This window comes from Flavitalea sp. (genome assembly GCF_035489435.1).
In the GTDB taxonomy this organism is placed as follows: Bacteria; Bacteroidota; Bacteroidia; order Chitinophagales; family Chitinophagaceae; genus DATHKG01.
In genome coordinates, this window is sequence record NZ_DATHKG010000031.1 from 1 (window position 1) to 20,676 (window position 20,676).

The 20,676-nt window shown below is 41.8% G+C and carries 17 protein-coding genes; 7 read left to right on the forward strand and 10 right to left on the reverse strand.

What is annotated here, in order from left to right:
* Positions 1–142: 142 nt before the first annotated feature.
* The 7 genes from VK664_RS05400 to VK664_RS05430 form a co-directional block, all read right to left on the reverse strand.
* Positions 143–298 (reverse strand): LacI family DNA-binding transcriptional regulator, encoded by a 156-nt coding sequence (locus VK664_RS05400; RefSeq protein ID WP_461397598.1) that lies wholly within the window; start codon positions 296–298, stop codon positions 143–145.
* A 369-nt stretch (positions 299–667) separates the two neighbouring features.
* Positions 668–1,306, reverse strand: a complete 639-nt coding sequence (locus VK664_RS05405; RefSeq protein WP_461397599.1) for a carbohydrate-binding family 9-like protein — start codon at positions 1,304–1,306, stop codon at positions 668–670.
* Positions 1,307–1,485: 179 nt separating this feature from the next.
* Positions 1,486–2,535 (reverse strand): phosphotransferase enzyme family protein, encoded by a 1,050-nt coding sequence (locus VK664_RS05410; protein ID WP_461397600.1) that lies wholly within the window; start codon positions 2,533–2,535, stop codon positions 1,486–1,488.
* A 34-nt stretch (positions 2,536–2,569) separates the two neighbouring features.
* The gene (locus tag VK664_RS05415) at positions 2,570–3,925 is read right to left on the reverse strand and encodes a Gfo/Idh/MocA family protein (protein ID WP_461397601.1); all 1,356 of its coding nucleotides are present in this window, start codon (positions 3,923–3,925) and stop codon (positions 2,570–2,572) included.
* 90 nt (positions 3,926–4,015) lie between these two features.
* A complete protein-coding gene (locus VK664_RS05420) occupies positions 4,016–5,335 on the reverse strand; it encodes a DUF3472 domain-containing protein (RefSeq protein ID WP_461397602.1) in 1,320 nt (439 codons plus the stop codon).
* 120 nt (positions 5,336–5,455) lie between these two features.
* On the reverse strand, positions 5,456–6,025 hold the full coding sequence (locus tag VK664_RS05425) for a discoidin domain-containing protein (RefSeq protein WP_461397603.1): 570 nt from the start codon (positions 6,023–6,025) through the stop codon (positions 5,456–5,458).
* Positions 6,026–6,128: 103 nt separating this feature from the next.
* On the reverse strand, positions 6,129–7,382 hold the full coding sequence (locus VK664_RS05430) for a RagB/SusD family nutrient uptake outer membrane protein (protein WP_461397629.1): 1,254 nt from the start codon (positions 7,380–7,382) through the stop codon (positions 6,129–6,131).
* A gap of 146 nt (positions 7,383–7,528) precedes the next feature.
* Between VK664_RS05430 and VK664_RS05435 the strand changes: the two genes are divergently transcribed.
* The 3 genes from VK664_RS05435 to VK664_RS05445 all read left to right on the forward strand — a co-directional run bounded on the left by VK664_RS05435 (position 7,529) and on the right by VK664_RS05445 (position 9,379).
* Positions 7,529–7,903, forward strand: a complete 375-nt coding sequence (locus tag VK664_RS05435; RefSeq protein ID WP_461397604.1) for a four helix bundle protein — start codon at positions 7,529–7,531, stop codon at positions 7,901–7,903.
* A 196-nt stretch (positions 7,904–8,099) separates the two neighbouring features.
* Positions 8,100–8,663 (forward strand): Crp/Fnr family transcriptional regulator, encoded by a 564-nt coding sequence (locus VK664_RS05440; RefSeq protein ID WP_461397605.1) that lies wholly within the window; start codon positions 8,100–8,102, stop codon positions 8,661–8,663.
* A 44-nt stretch (positions 8,664–8,707) separates the two neighbouring features.
* Complete coding sequence (locus tag VK664_RS05445) at positions 8,708–9,379, forward strand: hypothetical protein (protein ID WP_461397606.1); 672 nt, start codon at positions 8,708–8,710, stop codon at positions 9,377–9,379.
* Between the two features lie 63 nt (positions 9,380–9,442).
* Here VK664_RS05445 and cphA read toward each other — a convergent pair whose 3' ends face one another.
* Positions 9,443–12,103 (reverse strand): cyanophycin synthetase, encoded by a 2,661-nt coding sequence (gene cphA / locus VK664_RS05450; RefSeq protein ID WP_461397607.1) that lies wholly within the window; start codon positions 12,101–12,103, stop codon positions 9,443–9,445.
* A gap of 310 nt (positions 12,104–12,413) precedes the next feature.
* Between cphA and VK664_RS05455 the strand changes: the two genes are divergently transcribed.
* The 4 genes from VK664_RS05455 (at position 12,414) to VK664_RS05470 (ending at position 18,576) form a co-directional block, all read left to right on the forward strand.
* Positions 12,414–13,274: a cyanophycinase gene (locus tag VK664_RS05455; RefSeq protein ID WP_461397608.1), complete on the forward strand. Its 861-nt coding sequence runs from the start codon at positions 12,414–12,416 to the stop codon at positions 13,272–13,274.
* Between the two features lie 616 nt (positions 13,275–13,890).
* Positions 13,891–15,003 carry a Gfo/Idh/MocA family protein gene (locus VK664_RS05460; RefSeq protein WP_461397609.1) on the forward strand — a complete coding sequence of 371 codons (1,113 nt, stop codon included), beginning with the start codon at positions 13,891–13,893 and terminating at the stop codon, positions 15,001–15,003.
* Positions 15,004–15,232: 229 nt separating this feature from the next.
* Complete coding sequence (locus VK664_RS05465; RefSeq protein WP_461397610.1) at positions 15,233–17,620, forward strand: TonB-dependent receptor plug domain-containing protein; 2,388 nt, start codon at positions 15,233–15,235, stop codon at positions 17,618–17,620.
* Positions 17,620–18,576: a DUF4249 domain-containing protein gene (locus tag VK664_RS05470; protein WP_461397611.1), complete on the forward strand. Its 957-nt coding sequence runs from the start codon at positions 17,620–17,622 to the stop codon at positions 18,574–18,576. The genes VK664_RS05465 and VK664_RS05470 overlap by 1 nt, the downstream gene beginning before the upstream one ends.
* Positions 18,577–18,621: 45 nt before the next feature.
* Here VK664_RS05470 and VK664_RS05475 read toward each other — a convergent pair whose 3' ends face one another.
* Together VK664_RS05475 and VK664_RS05480 are read right to left on the reverse strand one after the other, a co-directional pair.
* Positions 18,622–18,831 carry a four helix bundle protein gene (locus VK664_RS05475; protein WP_461397612.1) on the reverse strand — a complete coding sequence of 70 codons (210 nt, stop codon included), beginning with the start codon at positions 18,829–18,831 and terminating at the stop codon, positions 18,622–18,624.
* 244 nt (positions 18,832–19,075) lie between these two features.
* Entirely contained in the window at positions 19,076–20,590 is a 1,515-nt protein-coding gene (locus tag VK664_RS05480; RefSeq protein WP_461397613.1) for a glycoside hydrolase family 32 protein, read from the reverse strand.
* Positions 20,591–20,676 lie beyond the last annotated feature (86 nt).

Sequence of the window (20,676 nt, forward strand, 5' to 3'; positions counted from 1 at the left end):
GATGGATACATGTGCCTGAATGATTGGTGATCCCGTAAAGGTCAAACTTTTGTTACAAAACCATCAGCCGCAATATCCACAAAAGCCCCCCATCGGCATACAAAATCTTTTTCAAATAACAATCGTGGTTCTGGTTAGAGGTTTACATTTCCTTTGCCAGCTGCTGAACTTTCAGTCTTGTACCCAGGCCAATCCGGGGATGATCGATCAATGCCCGGGACACAGTAGAAACAGAGACGTTCAGGCGGCGGGCGATCTCCTTTAAGGTTGGTAATTTATTATCATCACTGAAAGACATCGTCACAATGTAACAAAAGGGGAAGTATTGGCAAATAGCGATATGCAAACCTTAACGAAACGAGTTAACCTTAACGAAACATGACAACTTTTTACTAAACGAAGTAACCTTAAGTAACAAGGCAACGTTATGGAAATGAGCTAACTATTAACGAAATAGGGCAACCATAACGAAACAAGGTAACCTTTAACGAAAAGTTGTAACTCTTTACGAAGCGAATTAACTCTTTGCGAAGTGTACTCTTTTCGAAGCGAATTAACTCTTTGCGAAGTGTACTCTTTTCCAAGCGATAAAAAAACCTAACAAAACGATGCAACCTGAATAAAGCCCGGTTGATCCGGGAAATCATGGGAAACGGCCAGGCCGTTTTTAAAAATGCAAAGTTCCGAAAAACGCCGGCAAGTGAAAATCAGGTTTCGCGGCTTTTATATCATTCCAGGCAAGATAATGCGGGTCCTTCAACTTGTCACCACACTTATAAAAGTTTGCCCTTGCGCTGACACCTTGAAGAGAATTTATATTATCGTGCACAAAAGCGGTAAAAGGAATCACCGCAATCAAATCCCAATGGATGACAGGCGGCTCACTCAGCTTGTCTATGATTGTGTAAGTTTTGACAGTGGCGATTGTTTTTTCAGGAAGGAAATCACGATGTTCCAGGTCCGGGCCATAGGCAGCCAGGATAGTTCCGATACAATTTATTTCAAAATTATAATATTGCTTTCCATCATTAAAGCTCACGAAAAACTCGACACAGGTATCTTGCCAGACCGGTGAATTCGGTTCATCATTAACTGCCCGGATTTGTTTTTCAGTGATAAAATATTTCAGGAAAATACAGTCTGGCCCATAAGCAATGGTGAAGCTTGCTGAAGGCTTGCAAGGATAGGATGGCCAGGGAAGATTATTGATCTCGTTTTTATCAAGACGGTCGAGCAAACCCGAAATTTCTGTTATAGAACTTTCGTAGGCAATCTCTTTAACTCCAATAACCTTTAATACTTTCATCTTTCATAGTTTAATGAAAAAAGCAATAGAAGAGTTATGAGTGATGAGTGATGAGTGAGTTAAGAATGATCTGAGTGTTGAATTAAGGACATTCCACAAATTTTTAACTGAACTCATAAGCAAATAACTAATAACTCACTCATCACTCGTAAACTCATAACTCACTCATCACTCATAACTCATAACTCATAACTATATTCAAGGCTCTTTTGCTGATCAATCAGCTTTTTAAGCAAGTCGGTTTGATTAGCGGCCCGAACATAATTTTGCATTGGGTAGTTTACTTTATAATAAACATCATTATAGAGGTAATCGGTGAGAAACCGGACGGCCTGCATATAAATCATAAACTTTCCCGCGTAAAAAAAATATCGTTTCTCGGTCCCGGTAAGTACATCCTTCATTTCTTTATAGTATCCCTCAACAATCGCTGTATAAAATTCGGGACGCACAACGATCTTGTCAAAATCTGTTTCCTCTTCACTCACCGGTGAAAGATAGGTTCGCATCATGTCGCCAACGTCGCTGATGAAGTAGCCGGGCATCACCGTATCAAGATCAATGACACAAATGCCCTTGTCTTCTTCATCAAATAATACGTTGCTGATCTTTGTATCATGATGGGTTACCCTTAATCTGAAACCGGGGTCAAGAATAATCCGACGGTATTCTTCCACAATATCTGCATGCTTTAATAAGGTCTTTATCAGATCCTCGGCTTCCAGGATGCGGCGACGATTCCCGTTTTTAATCGAGTCCCGGAAACGGTCATACCGATAACCAAGATCATGAAAAAACGGAATGGTGGTATGCAACAAAGAAGCATTAAAGCCCGCAAGCAACCTGGTGAATTTCCCGAACTGTGCGGCAGCCTCGAAAGCCTGGGCCGGGGTATGAACCACATCTGCAGTATGCGAGTCTGTTACAAATGGAAATAAGCGATAGAACCCGTCGCCATCAGCATTGATCATATCCTGCCCTTCGCTGCTTGGAACAGGAGCCACAAATGCATAGTTTGGAAAATAGGTTTTCAGATAATCTGCGATTCGCCGGATATTGCCTGCCAGCTTTTGCGGCTCCTTGAAAACGGTGGTATTAATTTTTTGCAAAATAAACTCACGCCCTGGCAATTCTATCTTCCAGGTATTATTAATCAGGCCATTTCCATAAGGCACTAACCTCAGCATATCTTCTTCAATGCCATATTCATGTAAAACGGATCTGGGCATAACCGGGTTTCTGTTTTTATCAGTATTCTTTTTATCAATATTCATCATTCAACGCAAAAACCGGTTTACGATACATCCATTTACCTCCTGTAAAATCAGGAAATTCAATTGTTTCGTTACCCAATTCAATGGATTGTTCGCTTAAAGGTGTGATGGCGCTCCAGGCAGCTGCATCATAAACATCCATTGGTGTCGGAAGTTTTCTTTTGACCGACTCAATAAAAGAATGGATAACAAAAAAGTCCATACCTCCATGCCCGGCGCCCTGGGTTTCCTTACTCCATTTTGCCCATAGTGGATGGTCGTATTTATCAAGCCATGCTTTCTGATCGTCCCATTGATGAGGTTTGGCAGATTTGCCTTCGATATAAATGCCTTTATTGAGATCCATCCAGATTCCACTTGTGCCCTGCACACGGAAGCCAATGGAATACGGCCTTGGCAGATTAGTGTCATGCTGAAGCAAAATGGTTTCTCCATTTGCGCAATTGATATGCGTAGTCACCACGTCACCCAGCTTGAAGGAAACTTTTGAATTTGGATGAGACTCCCCACCTTTGCTGACCACATAATTATGCAGTCCGCGTGATTTGGAAGAAAAGCTGTTCAGATTTACAAATCGGTTACCACGATTTATATCAAGGTATTGTGCAATGGGCCCGATGCCGTGTGTCGGGTATAGATCACCGTTACGCCTTACCGAATGCTCGGTACGCCATCTTGCTTCCGACCAGCCTTTTTCGCCAAACTCCACTCCGCCCCCATAAGCTTTTACCCCGTTATTAAATTTCACCTCGCGTAAATCATGCTGGTAGCCGCCCTGAAGATGAATCAATTCACCAAATAATCCCTGGCGCACCATATTCAGTATAGCCATCACATCGCGACGGTAGCAGACATTCTCCAACATCATAAGCTGTGCGTTGTTTTTCTCAACTGCATGTACGATATCCCAATGATCCTGTAATGTAATGCCAATGATCACCTCTGAACCAACGTATTTTATACCTGATTCAATAGCACCAATAATCATTTCTTTATGCCATTCCCATGGTGTGGCGATCACAATAGCATCAATTCCCTTTAATTCAAGCATTTTTTTCCAGGAATAGGGGTTACCCGTAAAAATCTGCGGCATCTTTTTGCCGCTTGCTTCTATGATCTTTTTTGAAGAAGCAACCATCCGGTCATCAATATCACAGATCGCAACAAGTTCAACATCCGCGCGGCGCAACAAAAGATCCAGGTGGTTCTGACCACGAAGCCCTACACCTATCATGGCAACTTTGACGGCGGGTTCTGCATTCGATGAACTGAAACCTGCCTTAGGTAATACCGCCATGGAAGCAATTGCGAGTCCGGTTGTTTTTACAAAATCTTTCCTGTTCATTTGTTTATTTTTTTATACAAGTCGTGAAGAAGACGTGAATATGAGTGATGAGTGATGAGTGAGTTATGAATTTATGAGTGATGAGTTATTTTATGGAAGTTTATCAAAATCAATTTGAGGTTCTTTTAATGTTGCGTCTCTTGTAAAAAGAGTACCGGGTAAGATGCTCTTTGAGAAAAAACCACCGTTTTTCAGGGAGAATTTTCCTTCTTCTATTCCTCCCGCAAAATCAAGTCTTTGTTTATTTTTACCAGTCGCGTCTACAGAGAATTTGTACTGCGTGATTTCTTTCCAGCTTCCCGATGCCAGTCGTACCCATTGATTACTCCAAAATGCTTTTCGTTCCAGGTAACCGCTATCAGCATAAAAGTTTTCAAGAAAGCCATGAAAGTTTGTAAGATATTTTGAAGTTTTAGGACGTGACCAGGTGGCCATCAGCTTCCAGGTTCCGTTTTCCGGGGCAAAAAACCAGGATGTATAAACAGTATTACCTGCTCCATCCGGTTTACCACGGGTAAGAAAACGATAACTGGTGCCGGCTTTCCAGTTAAACGGGAGATAGCTTTGTCCACCGGTACCTTCGCCACCGAATCGCTGTGCTGTGACCCCTTCTCCTTTTTTAAGCAGGGTTGTCATGCCATTACCTTCTGCCGGATCCCAAACTGAAAACAATACCCATCTTTCAGTAGCTGATTTCACCTGTATTCCGAAATATCCCTCACCAAAACCATTAGCCATAAAATAAGATCCTGGCAAATCGGCGCCGGTCGGAACCACTAGTTCAGAGTAAAAATATTCGTTATCCCCGGAAGGAACTACATAATTGAGATGGCAGGAAGGTCCACGGCGCGACCAGTAAAAGTTCCTGGGATCATTGGCAAATACAGCACCCGGAGATGCCGCTCCACTGATCATAATATCTGAGACATCAGCAAAGAAACTATCAGTTTTAGAAATCCCCTGCAAATCTAATTTCAGATACCCGGTATCAGTGATGTTAATAGTACCGGCAAAGACTGTAGTAAACTCACCCGTAAAAATGTTTACCGGGAACGAGCGGCCATTTACTCTAAGATTGACAGTGCTTTTCCCTTTAGTTATCCTTGCTCTCAATGCAAGATTTAATGAACCAGTTTTTACAACGTGGAAATAAGTACTTATGACAGAGCCTGCATTTCTCCAGTTTTCAAGACCTTTTGCAGAGATCTTTTCATCTGTTCTGTTTACCACAGTTGTAATAAATGCATTTCCCGCCAATGGCACAGCAACCGCAGTTGCAGAATCTATAACCGCTTGTACATTTTCTATTTCATTTTCCACCTCTACAACATTTTTTGTACAGGAAACAGAGACAACCAGGCCATAAATGGCAGCAGCCAGTAAAGCTGATATTGTTTTTATAATTATCATTTTAGTTTATTCATCCAACGTTTTTAGTTCGTCCAACATTACCAGTTCATCATTGCCAATTTACTGATCAGCAATTCAATCGTCAGCGTTTCAGTCTTCAATCAACCAGTGCCAAATTCACTATTTTGTTGTAAACACATCCACTTCAGACAGAAAGGTATGATTTGTTCCTGCCTTTTGTGGCTCGAGGGCAGTAATTTTTAAATAACGGTAAGACGCAAACGAAGATACCGGAAAACTTTGTGGTGCATTCGTGATTGCAAAATTGAATTCTCCAAGACTGGTAAAATTATCACCGGTTTTACTTCCTTCAATTTTAAATCTTTTCATTCCCACCGTATTGGGTGCAGCTGCCTGGCGGTTCGTGATATCAACCGATATGATATTTTTATCGGTCTGCATATCAATCAACAGCCAATGCGGATAGGGAACCACCGCCACATAATCTGTGTGCCAGTAAGTGGTGATATCGCCATCAATTGTTGCAGCGGCCGCACCGGTATTTTCAAGTCCAGGTGCTGTTTCACTATCTGCGGTAGCCACCCAGCCTTTTTTATCTGCCTTCGCAGCTGTTGAGTTATCGGTGAACAGTACCGCTTCAGGTTTATTACAGGCGATACCAGGTATCAATCCTGCAATTATGATTGAACCTGCAGTTATGATTGAAGTAAATATTTTGAATGATTGCATGGTGTTGATTTTGTTGTGTTAATCTATACTCATTAGCGAATAACCAATATTATCGAACAAACGAATGCTGATTTTCCCGGTTAAAGCAATCAGCTTTCTATGATCAGGGATTCTGTGTCAGGTTTGGATTTTTTGCCCTTTCACTTTCCGGTATATAAAATATGATCCGGTTATCCGTTGCCGGTACAGTCTGATTAATATTATTCGGAGTTGTGTTCAGTGAATGAGTTCCCGGATAGTTCCTTACCATAGGTCTGCCATTGCGGAAAAGATCATAAGCACGATGACCTTCGAAAGCCAGCTCCAGGTAACGTTCCTCAAGGGTTACATCCAGTGCTGTTTTACCTGCAATCGCGATACTGGCCGTTGTATGTAAAGCTGTTCCGGAGAGTCCTGCACGTCTGCGAATCAGGTTGATGTCATCAAGTGCGGTTTGTGTATTACCAAGTTTCGCATTTGCTTCAGCACGAATCAGGTACATTTCGGCGAGGCGGAGATACACCGGCGAACTCAGGTTGATGATACCTTCCTGCAAATTGTATTTATTGATATAATACATAGGTGTTGGTGTAGACAAGGAAGTGTTAACCTGTAACACACCGTTTACCCTGTATGGTGAGATAAAACCAAGGCGCAGATCGCCCGGGTTCAGATTCAGGAAATCATATATTTTTTTAGAAGCATAAATTTCACCATATCCACTGACACCTTTATTGGCTGCATTACCGCTCACGTCTCCGCTGTAATACATTGAACCGATGGCTGTGTAGCCCTGGTCCTGGGTTTTTGTATGACGAATGCAAAATATGGTTTCAGTGTTTGCTTCCGGTTCACCCCTGAAGTATTGTGCATAGGCCCCACCCTGCAACAATGTGTAACGACCTGAACTGATAACCTTATCGGCAAATCCGATGGCCTTTGCATTATCGCCCATATAAAGATAAACTCGTGCAAGCGATGCAATAGCGACCTCTTTTGATGCAAATGGATTTGATTTTTTAGCCGTCATCAGGTCAGCTGCTTTCAGCAAATCAGCAATAACAGATGCATAAACTTCACTTACTTTTGATCTGCTGATCGTCAGTTTCTCATCATCGGAGAGATCTTCTGAAAGGATGGGAACACCCGGATTGTCTCCGTTGTTCTGGGTGTAAGGTCCCCCAAACACCCTAACCAGATTGAAGTGCATCATCGCACGCAAGTAAAGATTCTCACCCTTTAGTTGACGAAGATCCGTTGTCGCATCATCAGGTATTGCGGATATAATCTTATTAGCAGCACCAACTACAAAATATGCCTGTGTCCAGAAAGCCGAAGCATGGCTCCCGGTTGTAAGATGATATGAATTATGAGTTATGAATTATGAAAGGATAGTAAAAAAACCACAAAAACTGGGATTAAAACGGTTCAGATTAATATAATGTGAGGGAAATTCATACTTAGTTAGATCTGAAACGGAAGCAATGTCTATATACAGTCTATATACAACTAAATTCTATAAACATGAGTAAATCAGAAAGCATCATTCTTCGGAAGTCATTTGCGTTTGGGGTTATTATTGTCAATATGTATAAAGATCTAATGGCAAAAAATCAGAACCATACACTGAGCAAACAGTTGTTGCGCTGCGGCACTTCAATTGGTGCTAATGTAAGAGAAGCCCATAGTGCGGAAAGCAAAAATGATTTTATTCATAAAATGGGTATGGCCCAAAAAGAAACAAGTGAGACCATATATTGGCTGGAACTTCTGAATGCTTCAGGATACATACAACCAGGAGAATCGGATTCTGTAAGCAAAGATGCAAATGAAATCCTTTTAATCATCAGAAGCATCATCCTTACCAGCAAGAATGGACCCCGAAAGAAAATAGTTTAAACGCTGCAAAAGGTAATCAAACCCCTATCATCACGATCCTAAAATCTTTCATAATTCATATTTCTCTTTACCTTTCTTTCATAATTCATAACTCTTTCATAATTCATCACTCATAATTCATATTTCTCTTTACCTTTCTTTCACAATTCATAACTCTTTCATAATTCATCACTCATAATTCATAATTCTGTTGAACTTGTTTGAGAAGATAACAAAAGCGATACAAAAGTTTGGCAGCTTTTCTCCGGAACAGATGTCATTACTTTTCGGTCGGCTAAAAGTGATGAATCTTGGGAAAGATCAATGTCTTATCAACGAGGGACAAGTATGCCAGTCCTTTTATTTTATAAATGCAGGCAGCTTTCGTCATTATATCGTCCGGGATGATGGTTATGAGGCAACGCTTAACCTATTTCTACCAGATGATTGGGTACTGGAATATAAAAGTTTCATGTCCCAACAACCATCGGAATCTATCATACGGGCGGCAAGTGACAGCGAAGTATTTGGTTTAAGCGTCTGGGATTTTCATGAACTGGCCAGGATTTCAGAAGCTTATTTCCGGTTGGGCCGCATTCTTGAACACGCGATTCAGAATCAGGATTTTCAACATAACCGGCTCACTCCTGAACAAAAGTATGAACGGTTAATAACTACCAGGCCTGAACTGCTACATCATTTTCCCTTGAAAACTATTGCTTCATACCTGGGCATGACTCCCGAGACTTTAAGCCGTGTTCGTAAAAAAATCAGTTCTTGATTTCAATCAAGGCTCGAATCATTGCGGACGCATAGATTTATCTCATGAATAAATCATTTGAAGAAAATTGCGGAATTGCGTTGATTGTATTTACGATTCTGTTACTGTTTACAATGGTTCTGCATCCCATGGGTGGAAGTGTTGAGCACCTGATCAGGATTACCAAAACCATCGTTTTAACACATTCCATTGCGATCCTTTCAATACCCTTTGGATGGATCGGATTCTGGGGTTTAACGCGTAAGCTCGGGACAGGTGACTTTTTCTCCATGCTTGGTTTTGTAACTGTCTCGGTTGCTCTCATGGCGGTGCTCCTCGCTGCAACAACCAATGGAATTGCTCTGCCCTTGTTTCTCCAAAATTATCAGGACGCAAACCCTGAAACGATCGCAACCTTAAAACCCATCCTTCAGTACAGCTTTGCAGTGAATCATGCATTTGATTATATCTATTCAGCCTCGTTCTGCCTTGCTATATTGAGCTGGTCAGTTTCGATTTTGCAAACGGCCAAATTACCGCGATGGACAGCATGGATTGGGTTTGCAATAGTTGTTGCAGCTATAGTAATCATCGTTGCAGGAGTAGCAGTAAATAGTTTACAAGGCCTGCGATTGTTTTTTGCCGGCATTGTGATATGGATCATAATGTTAGGGATTGTGCTACTTAAACATAATCATGCCAATGATCCAATCAACAACCACATAACAAAATCATAATTTATTTTTAACCGGTTGTATCATATCATTCATAATTCACAATCTTTTTTCATAATTCATAACTCATAATTCATATCTCTCTTCCTCATGATTCATATCTCTCTTTATCATAACTCCCTTAAGTTTTGTTACGACTGCTTTGATATTGTCTGTTAAAATAACAGAAACTGATCCTGAGATGTGGTTTTTTAATACCTCTTCAACCGCTTGTAATTCGGAATCTATGATAGTAATTTTTTTTGAAGGATCAACCTCTTTGATTCCCTCGCTGATCAAGCTATCAAGCTCTGTTTTACTGAGCCCTCTCATATCATCATCATGCCTGATTATGATTTCATCAAAAATCTTAGCTGCTTCCGTCCCGATTGCTTTGATGTCCTGCTTGCGCCTGTCGCCTACTCCGGTGATAACGCCGATCTTCCGGGTTGCAGGCAGAGAGTTGATAAAGGAAGCTATGGCTTGCACGCTGTGCGGATTATGCGCATAGTCTACAATAACTTTATGATCATGAAACTCAAATACATTCATGCGTCCGGGGATTGTTTCCGGGCAGGGAATGAAGCTGAGCAAAGCACCAAAAATATCACGGGGATGAATCTTTTGAATAAATGTTGCAAGTGATGCAGCAAGTACGTTTGCAATATTAAAGGTTGCTGCTCCTGAGAATGTGATCGGCATCTGGCTTACCCGGCCAATACGAAATCTCATCTTTCCATTCAGAATAGTAATAAAGTCATTTTCATAAATAGCCGCCATACCTCCACGATGGATATGATCAGCTATCCGCTGACTATCAGGATTCATCGAAAACAAGGCAATATTACAGCGAAGATTTTCAAGCATGGCAAAAACGAGGTCATCATCCGCATTCAGGATTGCATAACCTCCGGGTTTTACTGATTCAACGACTGTTGCCTTTACGCGGGCAAGTTTTTCCAGGCAATCGATTCCTCCCATACCTAGATGATCACTTGCAATGTTGGTGACGATACCGATATCGCATTGATCAAACCCAAGTCCACCTCTTAAGATGCCTCCTCTTGCACATTCAAGAACAGCCATGTTTACATATGAATCCTTTAAGACAGCTTTTGACGATACAGGACCTGTACAATCACCCTTCAAAATCATCTGATCATCTATATAAATTCCATCGGTGGTTGTAAATCCAACACGATAACCAGCTTGTTTGGTTATATGTGCAATCAGCCTCGTGGTTGTGGTTTTACCATTTGTACCTGTGATTGCAATAATTGGAATTCGGCCATTGTTATCATCCGGAAATAGCATATCCAATACCGGTTTTGCTACGTTGCGTCTTTTGCCGATAGTTGGATTCAGGTGCATACGAAAACCAGGGGCGGCATTTACCTCAATGATCGAACCGCCGTTATCTGTTATAGGCTCGGCCAGTGAAGGCGCGATCACATCAATACCGCAAATATCCAGGTTCATGATCCGGGCCACCCTTTCAAATAATTTTATATTATCCGGATGTACCAATTCGGTAACATCTTCAGCAGTACCGCCGGTACTGAGATTGGCAGTAGGTTTAAGAAAAACTTCCTGCATAATTGGAAGCACTGTAGAGAGATCCAGTTGCTGATGTTTCAGGAAATTCAGGGTCACTTCATCGATACTGATTTTTGTGAGAGAATTCTCATGCCCGTCCCCCCTGTCCGGATCCTCATTGGCTACGCTGATAAGTTCGTTTATCGTATGAATATCATCGCCGGTTATTCTTGCTGGCGTTCTAAGAGCCGCTGCTTCGAATTTGAAATTGATGATCAGGATGCGAAAATCTGAACCAATGATAAATTTTTCACAGATCAGGTTTGAAGAAAAGCCTTTTGCTATTTTGAAAGCAGCTGATGCTTCATCAAAATTTCTGATATCAGTTGTAGCTCCATTGCCCTGGTTGCCATCGACAGGCTTGATCACCAACGGAAATCCGAGTTCTTCGCAGATCTCCTTCAGTTCTTCTTCTGAGCTGAACTTTCTGCCTTCCGGCACAGGAATATAGCCTGACCTTAAAATGTTTTTGGTAGCTGCCTTGCACCCTGCCAGGTCAACTGCTATGCTGCAGGTAGTAGATGCCAGCGTAGCTTCAATCCGGCGCTGAGCAGCGCCGTAACCAAATTGAATGAGTGCATTGTCATCCAGCCGGATAACTGGTATGTTTCTTCTCTTAGCTTCAGCAACCAATGAAGAAGTGCTTGGACCCAGTTTGTTTTTACAGGCTATGGCCCTGATCGCTTCCACTTCCGCCCTGATATCAAAATTAAGATCATCAATCAAAGTGCTTGTATCATCAATCAAAGCGCTTGTGATCCTGAAGGCAGCTTCTGCCGCATATTTCCCTGCATTAATTTCATCGTATTCGAAAACTACATGGTATTTGCCTGGTTCACCAATGCCCCTGGTCTGTCCGAAGCTGGCTTTCAGACCAGCCATTGTTTGCAACTCAAGGGCAACATGTTCCATCACATGGCCCATCCAGGTACCCTCCTTTACACGGAATAAAAATCCACCCGGCACTCCCCTGGAACATCGATGTTCATAAAGTGAAGGCATCAGGTTTTGTAATCTGGTAAAAAATCCGGGGATGAGATTGGTAGGTTTGTGTTCCATTTCTTCAAGATCAAGCAGCATTACCACAAGCTGCTCCCGCTTGACAGACCAATAATTTGGTCCTTCAGTGGCTCTGATTTCAAGCACTTTCATAAATGGCAATTTCGAGAGTTAACAGCTAAAATTGTATACCAACTGCAATTACCCGCAGGGCTTCCACATTTATTAGGTTTTTAGGGAGATCTGAGCATTAAATTAAAATTATTTCCACATAATAGGGCCGCAAATTTCTTTGTTAAATCTTTTTCTAAGGCAGATTACAAACCAGGGAAGGATGGTTCAAAGAGTTGTGAGTGGCGAGTGGTGAGTGGTGAGTTATTTCAAACAGGGGAAGGATGGTTTAAAGAGGGTTTGTATTTTTACAGGACTTATCCAAAATGTTCAGTAAACGATTAAATGAACTATGGCAAAAATCAAGGGTTATCTGGTGGCGATTGGAGGTGCTGAAGATAAGGGTGTTAATTACAAACAGGGAGCAGCCAGCAAAAAGCGATTCGATTTTTTTGAAGAAGGTATTCTCCGGAGGATAATTACGCTTGTGGCTCAACACGGTATTCCAAAGATCGAGCTGATCACAACCGCTTCGTCCTTTCCCGAACAAATGGAAATTAGCTACCGGGATGCTTTCCTGAAACTTGGCTGCATGGATGTAGAGCATCTTTTTATCACCTCTCGTGAACAGGTTGACACTGCCGAAAACCTGGATCGTATCAATGAGTGCAATTGCGTAATCTTTACAGGTGGCGACCAGCTTCGTTTATCGTCGATTTTTGGCGGTACGAAACTTATGGAAAGGATCAGGAGCAGGTATCTGCACGAAGCCTTTGTAGTTGCGGGTACCAGCGCCGGTGCCATGGCTATGGGCGGCACAATGATCTATGATGGTAACGCCACAAGGGCTCATCTCAAAGGCGAAATAAAGTTTACCACCGGTTTTAATCTTATCTCCAACGTTATCATAGATACCCATTTCGAAAAAAGAGGGAGATTTAACAGGCTCGCCCAGGCAGTAGCTGTTCAACCCGGCATTCTTGGAATCGGGCTCGCAGAAGACACGGGTATTATTATATCCGGTGGGAACAAGTTCCTGGTTATCGGCTCCGGTATAGTAACTGTGCTTAATGGCAAAACAATATCATATACAAACCTGCCTGAAATCGAGGACAGAATGCCAATTTCTGTTGAGCACATCATAGTACATATACTTTCCGGCGGCGACGTTTATAACCTGGCAAGTCAGCAGGTGGAAAGACCGTTTGACTAGTGGCGAGTTGTGAGTGGTGAGTTTGAATGTATGAGTTATCAGTGATAATTTAGAATTGTGCAGGATCTGAGTTATTAATTTTCATGAACCGTCATGCCTACAACCCAGATAGGGGTTGACTTCGCATAACCCGGAGTGAAACCCCGGGTGTTAAAACGGGCGGATGAAAATCGCGAATGAAACGTGACCGATGAAAGGCAGCGGATGAAACCTCGCGGATGAAACCCGGCCTAAGAAACGCCGCAGTTGTTCGGGCAGGTGACGCCACGAATAGAACTTCATAGATGGGCGGTACCCATAAAATCGTGGGCATGAAACGCCGTGAGGATCATCCTATTCGAATATAACTATTGAACAAAATTGAAAATTTGAATTTTAGGTCCGGGAATTGCACAATTTGATATCGGCTGTTATGATGATAAATTCTTATTTTGTTGGACAATTGTAATCGCAATCAGCAAACGCTTAAATAGGAAGCTGTCGTTAAAGCCAATATCAAAATCCAGCATAAACATCTGGCATCACAAGCTGGTGTCAAAAGCCAATCCAGAAAAGCCGGCATCAATCGCCATCTTCAAAACTTCTAATTAAAAATTTAATTAAAAATTCAAACTTCATGAAGTCACGCCGTCACTTTCTGCAGCAATTATCAGCTTCTGCACTCGCTATACCTTTTTTCCCGGTTGAAGCTTTGGCAAAACAAAATGAAATATTTGAAGAAACTTACCAGGGGCCAATTCTGCGCGTTGCTATAATGGGACTTGGCAGTTATGGAAGCAGGGTTGCTGATGCTATGAAAGATTGTAAGAAAGCAAAACTTGTTGGGGTTATCAGCGGAACCCCTTCCAAAATAAAAGACTGGCAGGCGAAATACAGTATCCCCGAAAAGAATTGTTACAACTATGAAAACTTCGATAATATAAAATCCAATCCTGATATAGATGCCGTATATGTAATCACGCCCAATGGTTTACATAAGGAACAGGTGATACGCGTGGCAAAAGCCGGCAAACATGCTATTTGTGAAAAGCCTATGGCTCTGAATGCTAAAGAAGGCCAGGAAATGGTTGATGCCTGTAAAAAAGCAAATGTAAAATTACTGGTAGGATACCGCATGCATTTTGAACCAAAAACACTGGAGATAATCAGGATGCGCAAGGCGGGAGAAATTGGTAAAGCATTGTTTTTCCAGGGTCTTTGTGGATTCAGAATTGGCGATCCAACACAATGGAGGCTTAACAAAAAACTTGCCGGTGGAGGATCTATGATGGACATAGGAATATATGCGGTTAATGGTGCCCGTTATATGATTGGTGAAGAGCCTGTTTGGGTCACAGCACAGGAAACAAAAACTGACACTGTAAAGTTTAAAGAAGGAGTTGACGAAACGATACAATTCCAGTTTGGATTTCCGGGTGGTGCAGTTGCTTCCTGCCTGTCTACCTATACTATGAATAACCTCGACCGCTTTTTTCTTAACGGAGAAAACGGATTCGCAGAAATGCAACCTTCGACAGGCTACGGACCGATCAAAGCAAAGACGAATAAAGGAGAGCTCACCCATCCACATGTGACTCACCAAACAGTCCAAATGGATGAGATGTCGGCGATTATCCTTGAAAATAAAAAACCAATTGTTCCGGTTGATGGGGAGGAAGGACTAAAGGACCTTAAAATAATTGATGCGATTTATGCGGCCGCAAAATCAGGCCAGAAGGTGAAACTCTGAACTAAGCACTGGTAAAATCCTGTTCGAAAATTGGAATCCTGACCAAAGACTGGCTTAAGTTGAATTCAAAGACTGGTTTAAAGTAAATTCAAAGACTGGCTAAAAGTGAATTTAATATCCAGGACATTTTGAAAACAGGAAAACATTTGTACATTAGCAGTCTACCCCCTTTCCAATCTTAAACAAAAACCGGATGCGAGAAATCGCGTACGGATAACTACGCTCCAACATGAGAGTAACCAAATTGGTCAATTCTTTAGTGAATTGCCTTGTCTTACTGCTATTGGTTGCCGTTCCACTATCGGCCACGGCTCAGGATTACCGGCTACAATTAGATGTGACCGATGATGCACTGAATATTTTGAGTCATGCGAACATTAGTATAGGTGAATTAAAGATTGTTGCCGATTCAAACGGCCGCGCCACAATTCGATTATCAAAGGGTCAATACCAGATTGCAATAACTGCTGTCGGACATCATAATTCAAATTTAAACCTCCGCTTATATAACGATACTATCATCAAAATTATTTTGCACCTGCGCCAAAGCATGTTAGGAAATGTGACTGTAACAGCGAGCCAGCGTCTTCATCGGGCACAAATGAGTTCACAGGTATTAGGCATTGCTCAAATCAGGAAACTGCCGGTGATTCTCGGTGAAACAGACCCGATGAAAACCATCACTTTATTGCCGGGTATAAAAAGTGGTGGCGAAGCAAGCGCGGGTATTTATGTACGTGGCGGTGGGCCTGATCAGAACCTGGTTTTACTCGATGGTATCCCGGTGTACAACCCGAATCACCTGCTTGGGTTTTTTAGTGTGTTTAATGGCGAAGCGATAAAAAATGTTGAAGTTATCAAAGGCGGCATGCCCGCAGAATATGGTGGCAGGTTAAGTTCCGTAATAGCAGTTGAATCGAGAGACGGAAACAAAGACTCGTTAAAAATAACCGGTGGATTAGGTTTGATTGCTTCAAGAATCGCCGTTGAAGCTCCGATCGTTAAAGGAAAATCTTCCATCATGATCAGCGGGCGCAGGACATATATAGACCAGATCGGAAAACTGGTGGCCAGAGAACGTATTGGTGATAACGGGTATTATTTTTATGATTTTAATGGCAAGATTGATTACATACTCAACAAAAAGAATTCGCTCGATTTCACTTTTTATACCGGCCAGGACAGGTTCAGCTACCTGGATTACGACAAAGAAGGTACGCGTTCATTTAGAGCCGATTGGGGAAACAGGCTCGCCGGACTCACCTGGAAACAACAGATAAACAAAAGACTGAAACAACAGTTATCTCTGATCTACAACAAATTTGATCTTAACAGCCGGTTCGGTTTCAGTACAAACAATGTGATGTTTGCTTCCGGATTACATGACTACCAGTTAAAAAATGACTGGAGCTATAATGCTAATAAATGGCTGAGGCTTAAAGGTGGTCTGCAATATACCTGGCACCGCTTCAACCCCGGCGCAGGTGGACTGGCCGCCGGCGAACAAAACTTTGATTCAAAGATTAACAATCAATATGCACACGAGGCTGCAGCTTACCTGAGCACGGATGTAGATATTACTGACAAGCTTAATGTTGTTGCTGGCTTACGTTACAGTTATTTCAGCCAGGTGGGTCCAACACAAAATATTATCTACCAGGATGATGGCCTGCCTTCCGGCACAAATGAAGTTTTTGGAAAAGGGGATCGTATCGTGCAGTATTATTATCCGGAGCCCCGACTCAATATGCTCTATAAATTATCACCAACTTCGGGTGTTAAATTGTCATATACACGCACTATCCAGTACCTGCATCTTGCTACCACAAGTGCAGCAACTTTTCCAAGTGATTTGTGGATTCCCAGCAGCCGTCGCATAAAACCTGCCCAGGCACAGCAGGTCGCTGGCGGATACTATGTTGACCTTTTTGGAAGAAAGCTGGAAGTTAGTGTGGAAGCTTATTACAAGGAAATGACAAACCAGATTGAATTCAAGCCTGGTGCCCAATTGTTGCTCAACCAGAATCTTGAAAACGAAATGATTTTCGGCAAAGGCAGAGCCTATGGCATCGAATTATTGGTTCAGAAAAAATATGGCAGACTGACCGGTTGGGTTGGCTATACTCTGAGCCGGGCTGAAAGAAAATTTTCAGAGATGAACGATGGCCAGGCCTTTCCCTATCGGTACGACCGCACACATGATCTGAGCCTGGTGGCGAGTTATAAGATTAACAAACATTGGGAAGGATCTGCGGTATTTGTTTACGGAACCGGCAATGCCATCACTATGCCGGTAGGCAGATATACCTATAACATGGGATTTAATCGCATAGATGGTCACTATATCTTCACAACAGTTGATCAATACAGTAAGATCAATGATTACAGAATGCCGGCTTATCATCGGATGGACATTGCATTCGTTTATACACACCGGCCAGACAAGATCAAAGGTTTAAGAAGCAGCTGGAATTTCAGCATTTATAATATCTACAACAGGGCAAATCCATATTTTATATACCTCGATATCGAACGGGTTGAAAAACAGATCAAAGGAAAAAAGGTTTATTTATTTCCAGTGTTACCTAGCGTAACATGGAACTTCAAATTTGGCTAATGAATATTGTTTTACACCGTCTGTTTGTTACTTCGACAAGACTCAACCTGCTCAGCGCAATGCTGATGATGGGATTAATTTCATCATGCGAAAAGGATATTGTAATTGATTTGAAGGATAATGAACCGCAACTGATAGTCGAAGCCTATATTAACAACCTGATGCCAGAGTATAACTATGTAATCCTGACCAAAAGCATGGATTATTTTTCTCCCGACTTCCAGGGTGTGGCTGTGAGCAATGCACAGGTTACAATTACAGAAGGTGAGAGTAATGGGGATGGAACTTACAAATGGAATTCATCATCCAGAATAGTACTGGAAGAAACAAATAATTCAGGAATACCACCAGAATACCGGCAGGGATTGTATGTTGATCAAAGAACCGTTGCGACTTTACGCACCGGTCCAACAGGTTTGATTGCGAAGCCTGGCAAATATTACCTGCTTGAAATAAGCTCCGAAGGTAAAAATTATTCTGCAGTCACAACCCTGCCTTCAATAGTTACCATCGACAGTTTAACCACCGGACATTCTTATATTGACGAAGCAGAAGGAAACATCCCGAAAGCAAGGGTGACAGTAAGTTACAAGGACCCTGATACTATTGGCAACAGGCAATTATTTTACTGGCGCCAGAATAAAAACAGGGATGGATTCGGTTGGGGCGCCTTATCAAACAACCGCCGCATAAACGGTACAGATGATTTAACGAACGGGCAATACCTGAAACTCACACAGCCTTATGGCTTTAACTATAACGAACTTGTTACTTATTATATGATTAGCGTCTCGCGTGAAGTATATACATTTTGGGATAGCTTCAATAAGGCCCGCAATAACGATGGCCCCTTCTCAACACCAGTTGAACTTATCGGCAACGTTAAAGGGCCGAATGTTACGGGATGCTTTAGTGGATTTAGTGTGAGCACGAAATCGGTAGTTGTCAAGCCGTGAAGAAGTTATGAGTTATGAGTGATGAGTAATCTCGCCGGTTTCTTTTTATGCTATTCCCATCTTGTGTATGAAATCGTTTTTGCTTTCAGCATTCTGAGCTTCCCGAACATTTGCCCCTATTGAAGTCCCGCAGCGGAGCAATTGTTTGCCTAATGTATATTCGTTGTATTTTTTATTAAGTATTTTATAAAGGTTTATTATCCTTACTCCAAAGGAAAATGATTTTCGCATAATCGGTCCATCTGATTCACTCATAAAATAATTCTATTTTACTCTAAATTACTACCCACGCGGTATCAGGAACACGTTTAATTTTGAAAACTTCCGGTATTAACACCATAGCTTCAACCCAGAACTAATGGCTAATACTCTTCTCACTTACATACCACTCACACACTAACATCACTCTTAACTCATCAACTCATCAACTCACTCATCACTCATAACTCATCACTCATAACTCATAACTCATAACTCATAACTCATAACTCATCACTCATCACTCCTGAAGAGTTTTCAGTTCCGAAATAATAACGTTTTCTATTTCCCCTTTCGATTCAACGACCAACTTTTTGAAAATCTCATCAGGAAAGAATATGGCGGTCATCACTGTCGTACCATCGTCTGCAAATAATTCGGCAGAAGCATGATCAACAAATAGATTCATTTTTATTTTTTGAGCTTTACTATTTCTTGTTGCAACAGAACGTTTAAAAAAATTTTTATTAAATATTTGCTGACCAGAATTTGTACGATCAATATAAAATTCATTTTTGCCATGATCATATCCGATGGTTACATATTGATTGACATTGTTCGAAAGTTTGACGCGTACATCGCTATCGGCATCAGCTTCGAAATATAACTGGTATAAACCTTTCAAATTACTACCAGCTTTAGAGCCAAGATCATAAGTCCCATTTATTTTTATTGACGGTGCTTTAAACTGTTTTCCCAGAAGTACTTTAGTTTCATCAACAGGCTTCGAAGTGAGAATCGGTTTGCCACTGATATTTGTTAATCCAAGCTCACGAGGTATCGTCATTGCACTTCGCCATTCCCGGGTAGGCACTTCATTAGCATAGTCCCAGTTGCTCATCCATCCCATGAGGATCCGGCGATTACCCGTGTTCGAAAAAGTTACACCTGCATAATTATCCGGGCCAACATCCATCCAACGGGTAAGTGTATCGGTTGGATTAAACACCCTTCCATCAAACTCACCTGTAAAATACTGGGTTACTGATCCGCTGTTAGGTCCGCCAGGGTTTATACTGACCAGCAGCACCCATTTCTTCCCATTCTCATAAGATAGCTGAAAAAGATCCGGGCATTCCCAGACACCGCCATGGGCCCCAAATTTTTCGCCAAATTCGGAAAGCATGGTCCATTTTTTCAGATCTGGTGATGAATAAAATTGAATCCTGTCCTTCACTGCCAGGGTCATAATCCAGTTTTTGCTTTCTTCATACCACATCACCTTGGGGTCCCTGAAGTCTGGAATGCCAGGACTTTTCAAAACAGGATTACCGGCATATTTGGTCCATGTTTTACCTTCATCCAGGCTATAGGCAATGCTCTGGTATTGATGATTATTTTGTTTGAGCTTCTCCAGCGGATCGTTGTGATGCGTAAAAATAGCGACCATCGGCGGCTTACCGTTTTTTCCAAAACCGCTGGTATTATTAAAGTCTATCACCGCACTACCGGAAAAGATCCACCCAAGAGAATCAGGATAAAGCGCAATAGGCTGTTCTACCCAAAGAATCATGTCTTTGCTGGTAGCGTGTCCCCAATGCATCGGGCCCCAGACTGTTTTTTCAGGATAGTGCTGGAAAAACAAATGATAAGTTCCATTGTAATAAACCATACCATTGGGATCGTTCATCCAGAACTTTTTTGGAGAGAAATGGAACTGGGGACGATGCTTATCTTTCCTGAAATCAGTTTGCTGGGATGAAGCTGTGACTGCAACCAACAAAAATGCAATCATGGCAACGGTCGACTTTCTCATGGCTCAAACGTTTTAAATAAATATAAGGTAGAGAAAACAAACAATCAGCTACGGATAATTAACTTTAATTGGTATCCGGTAATTAT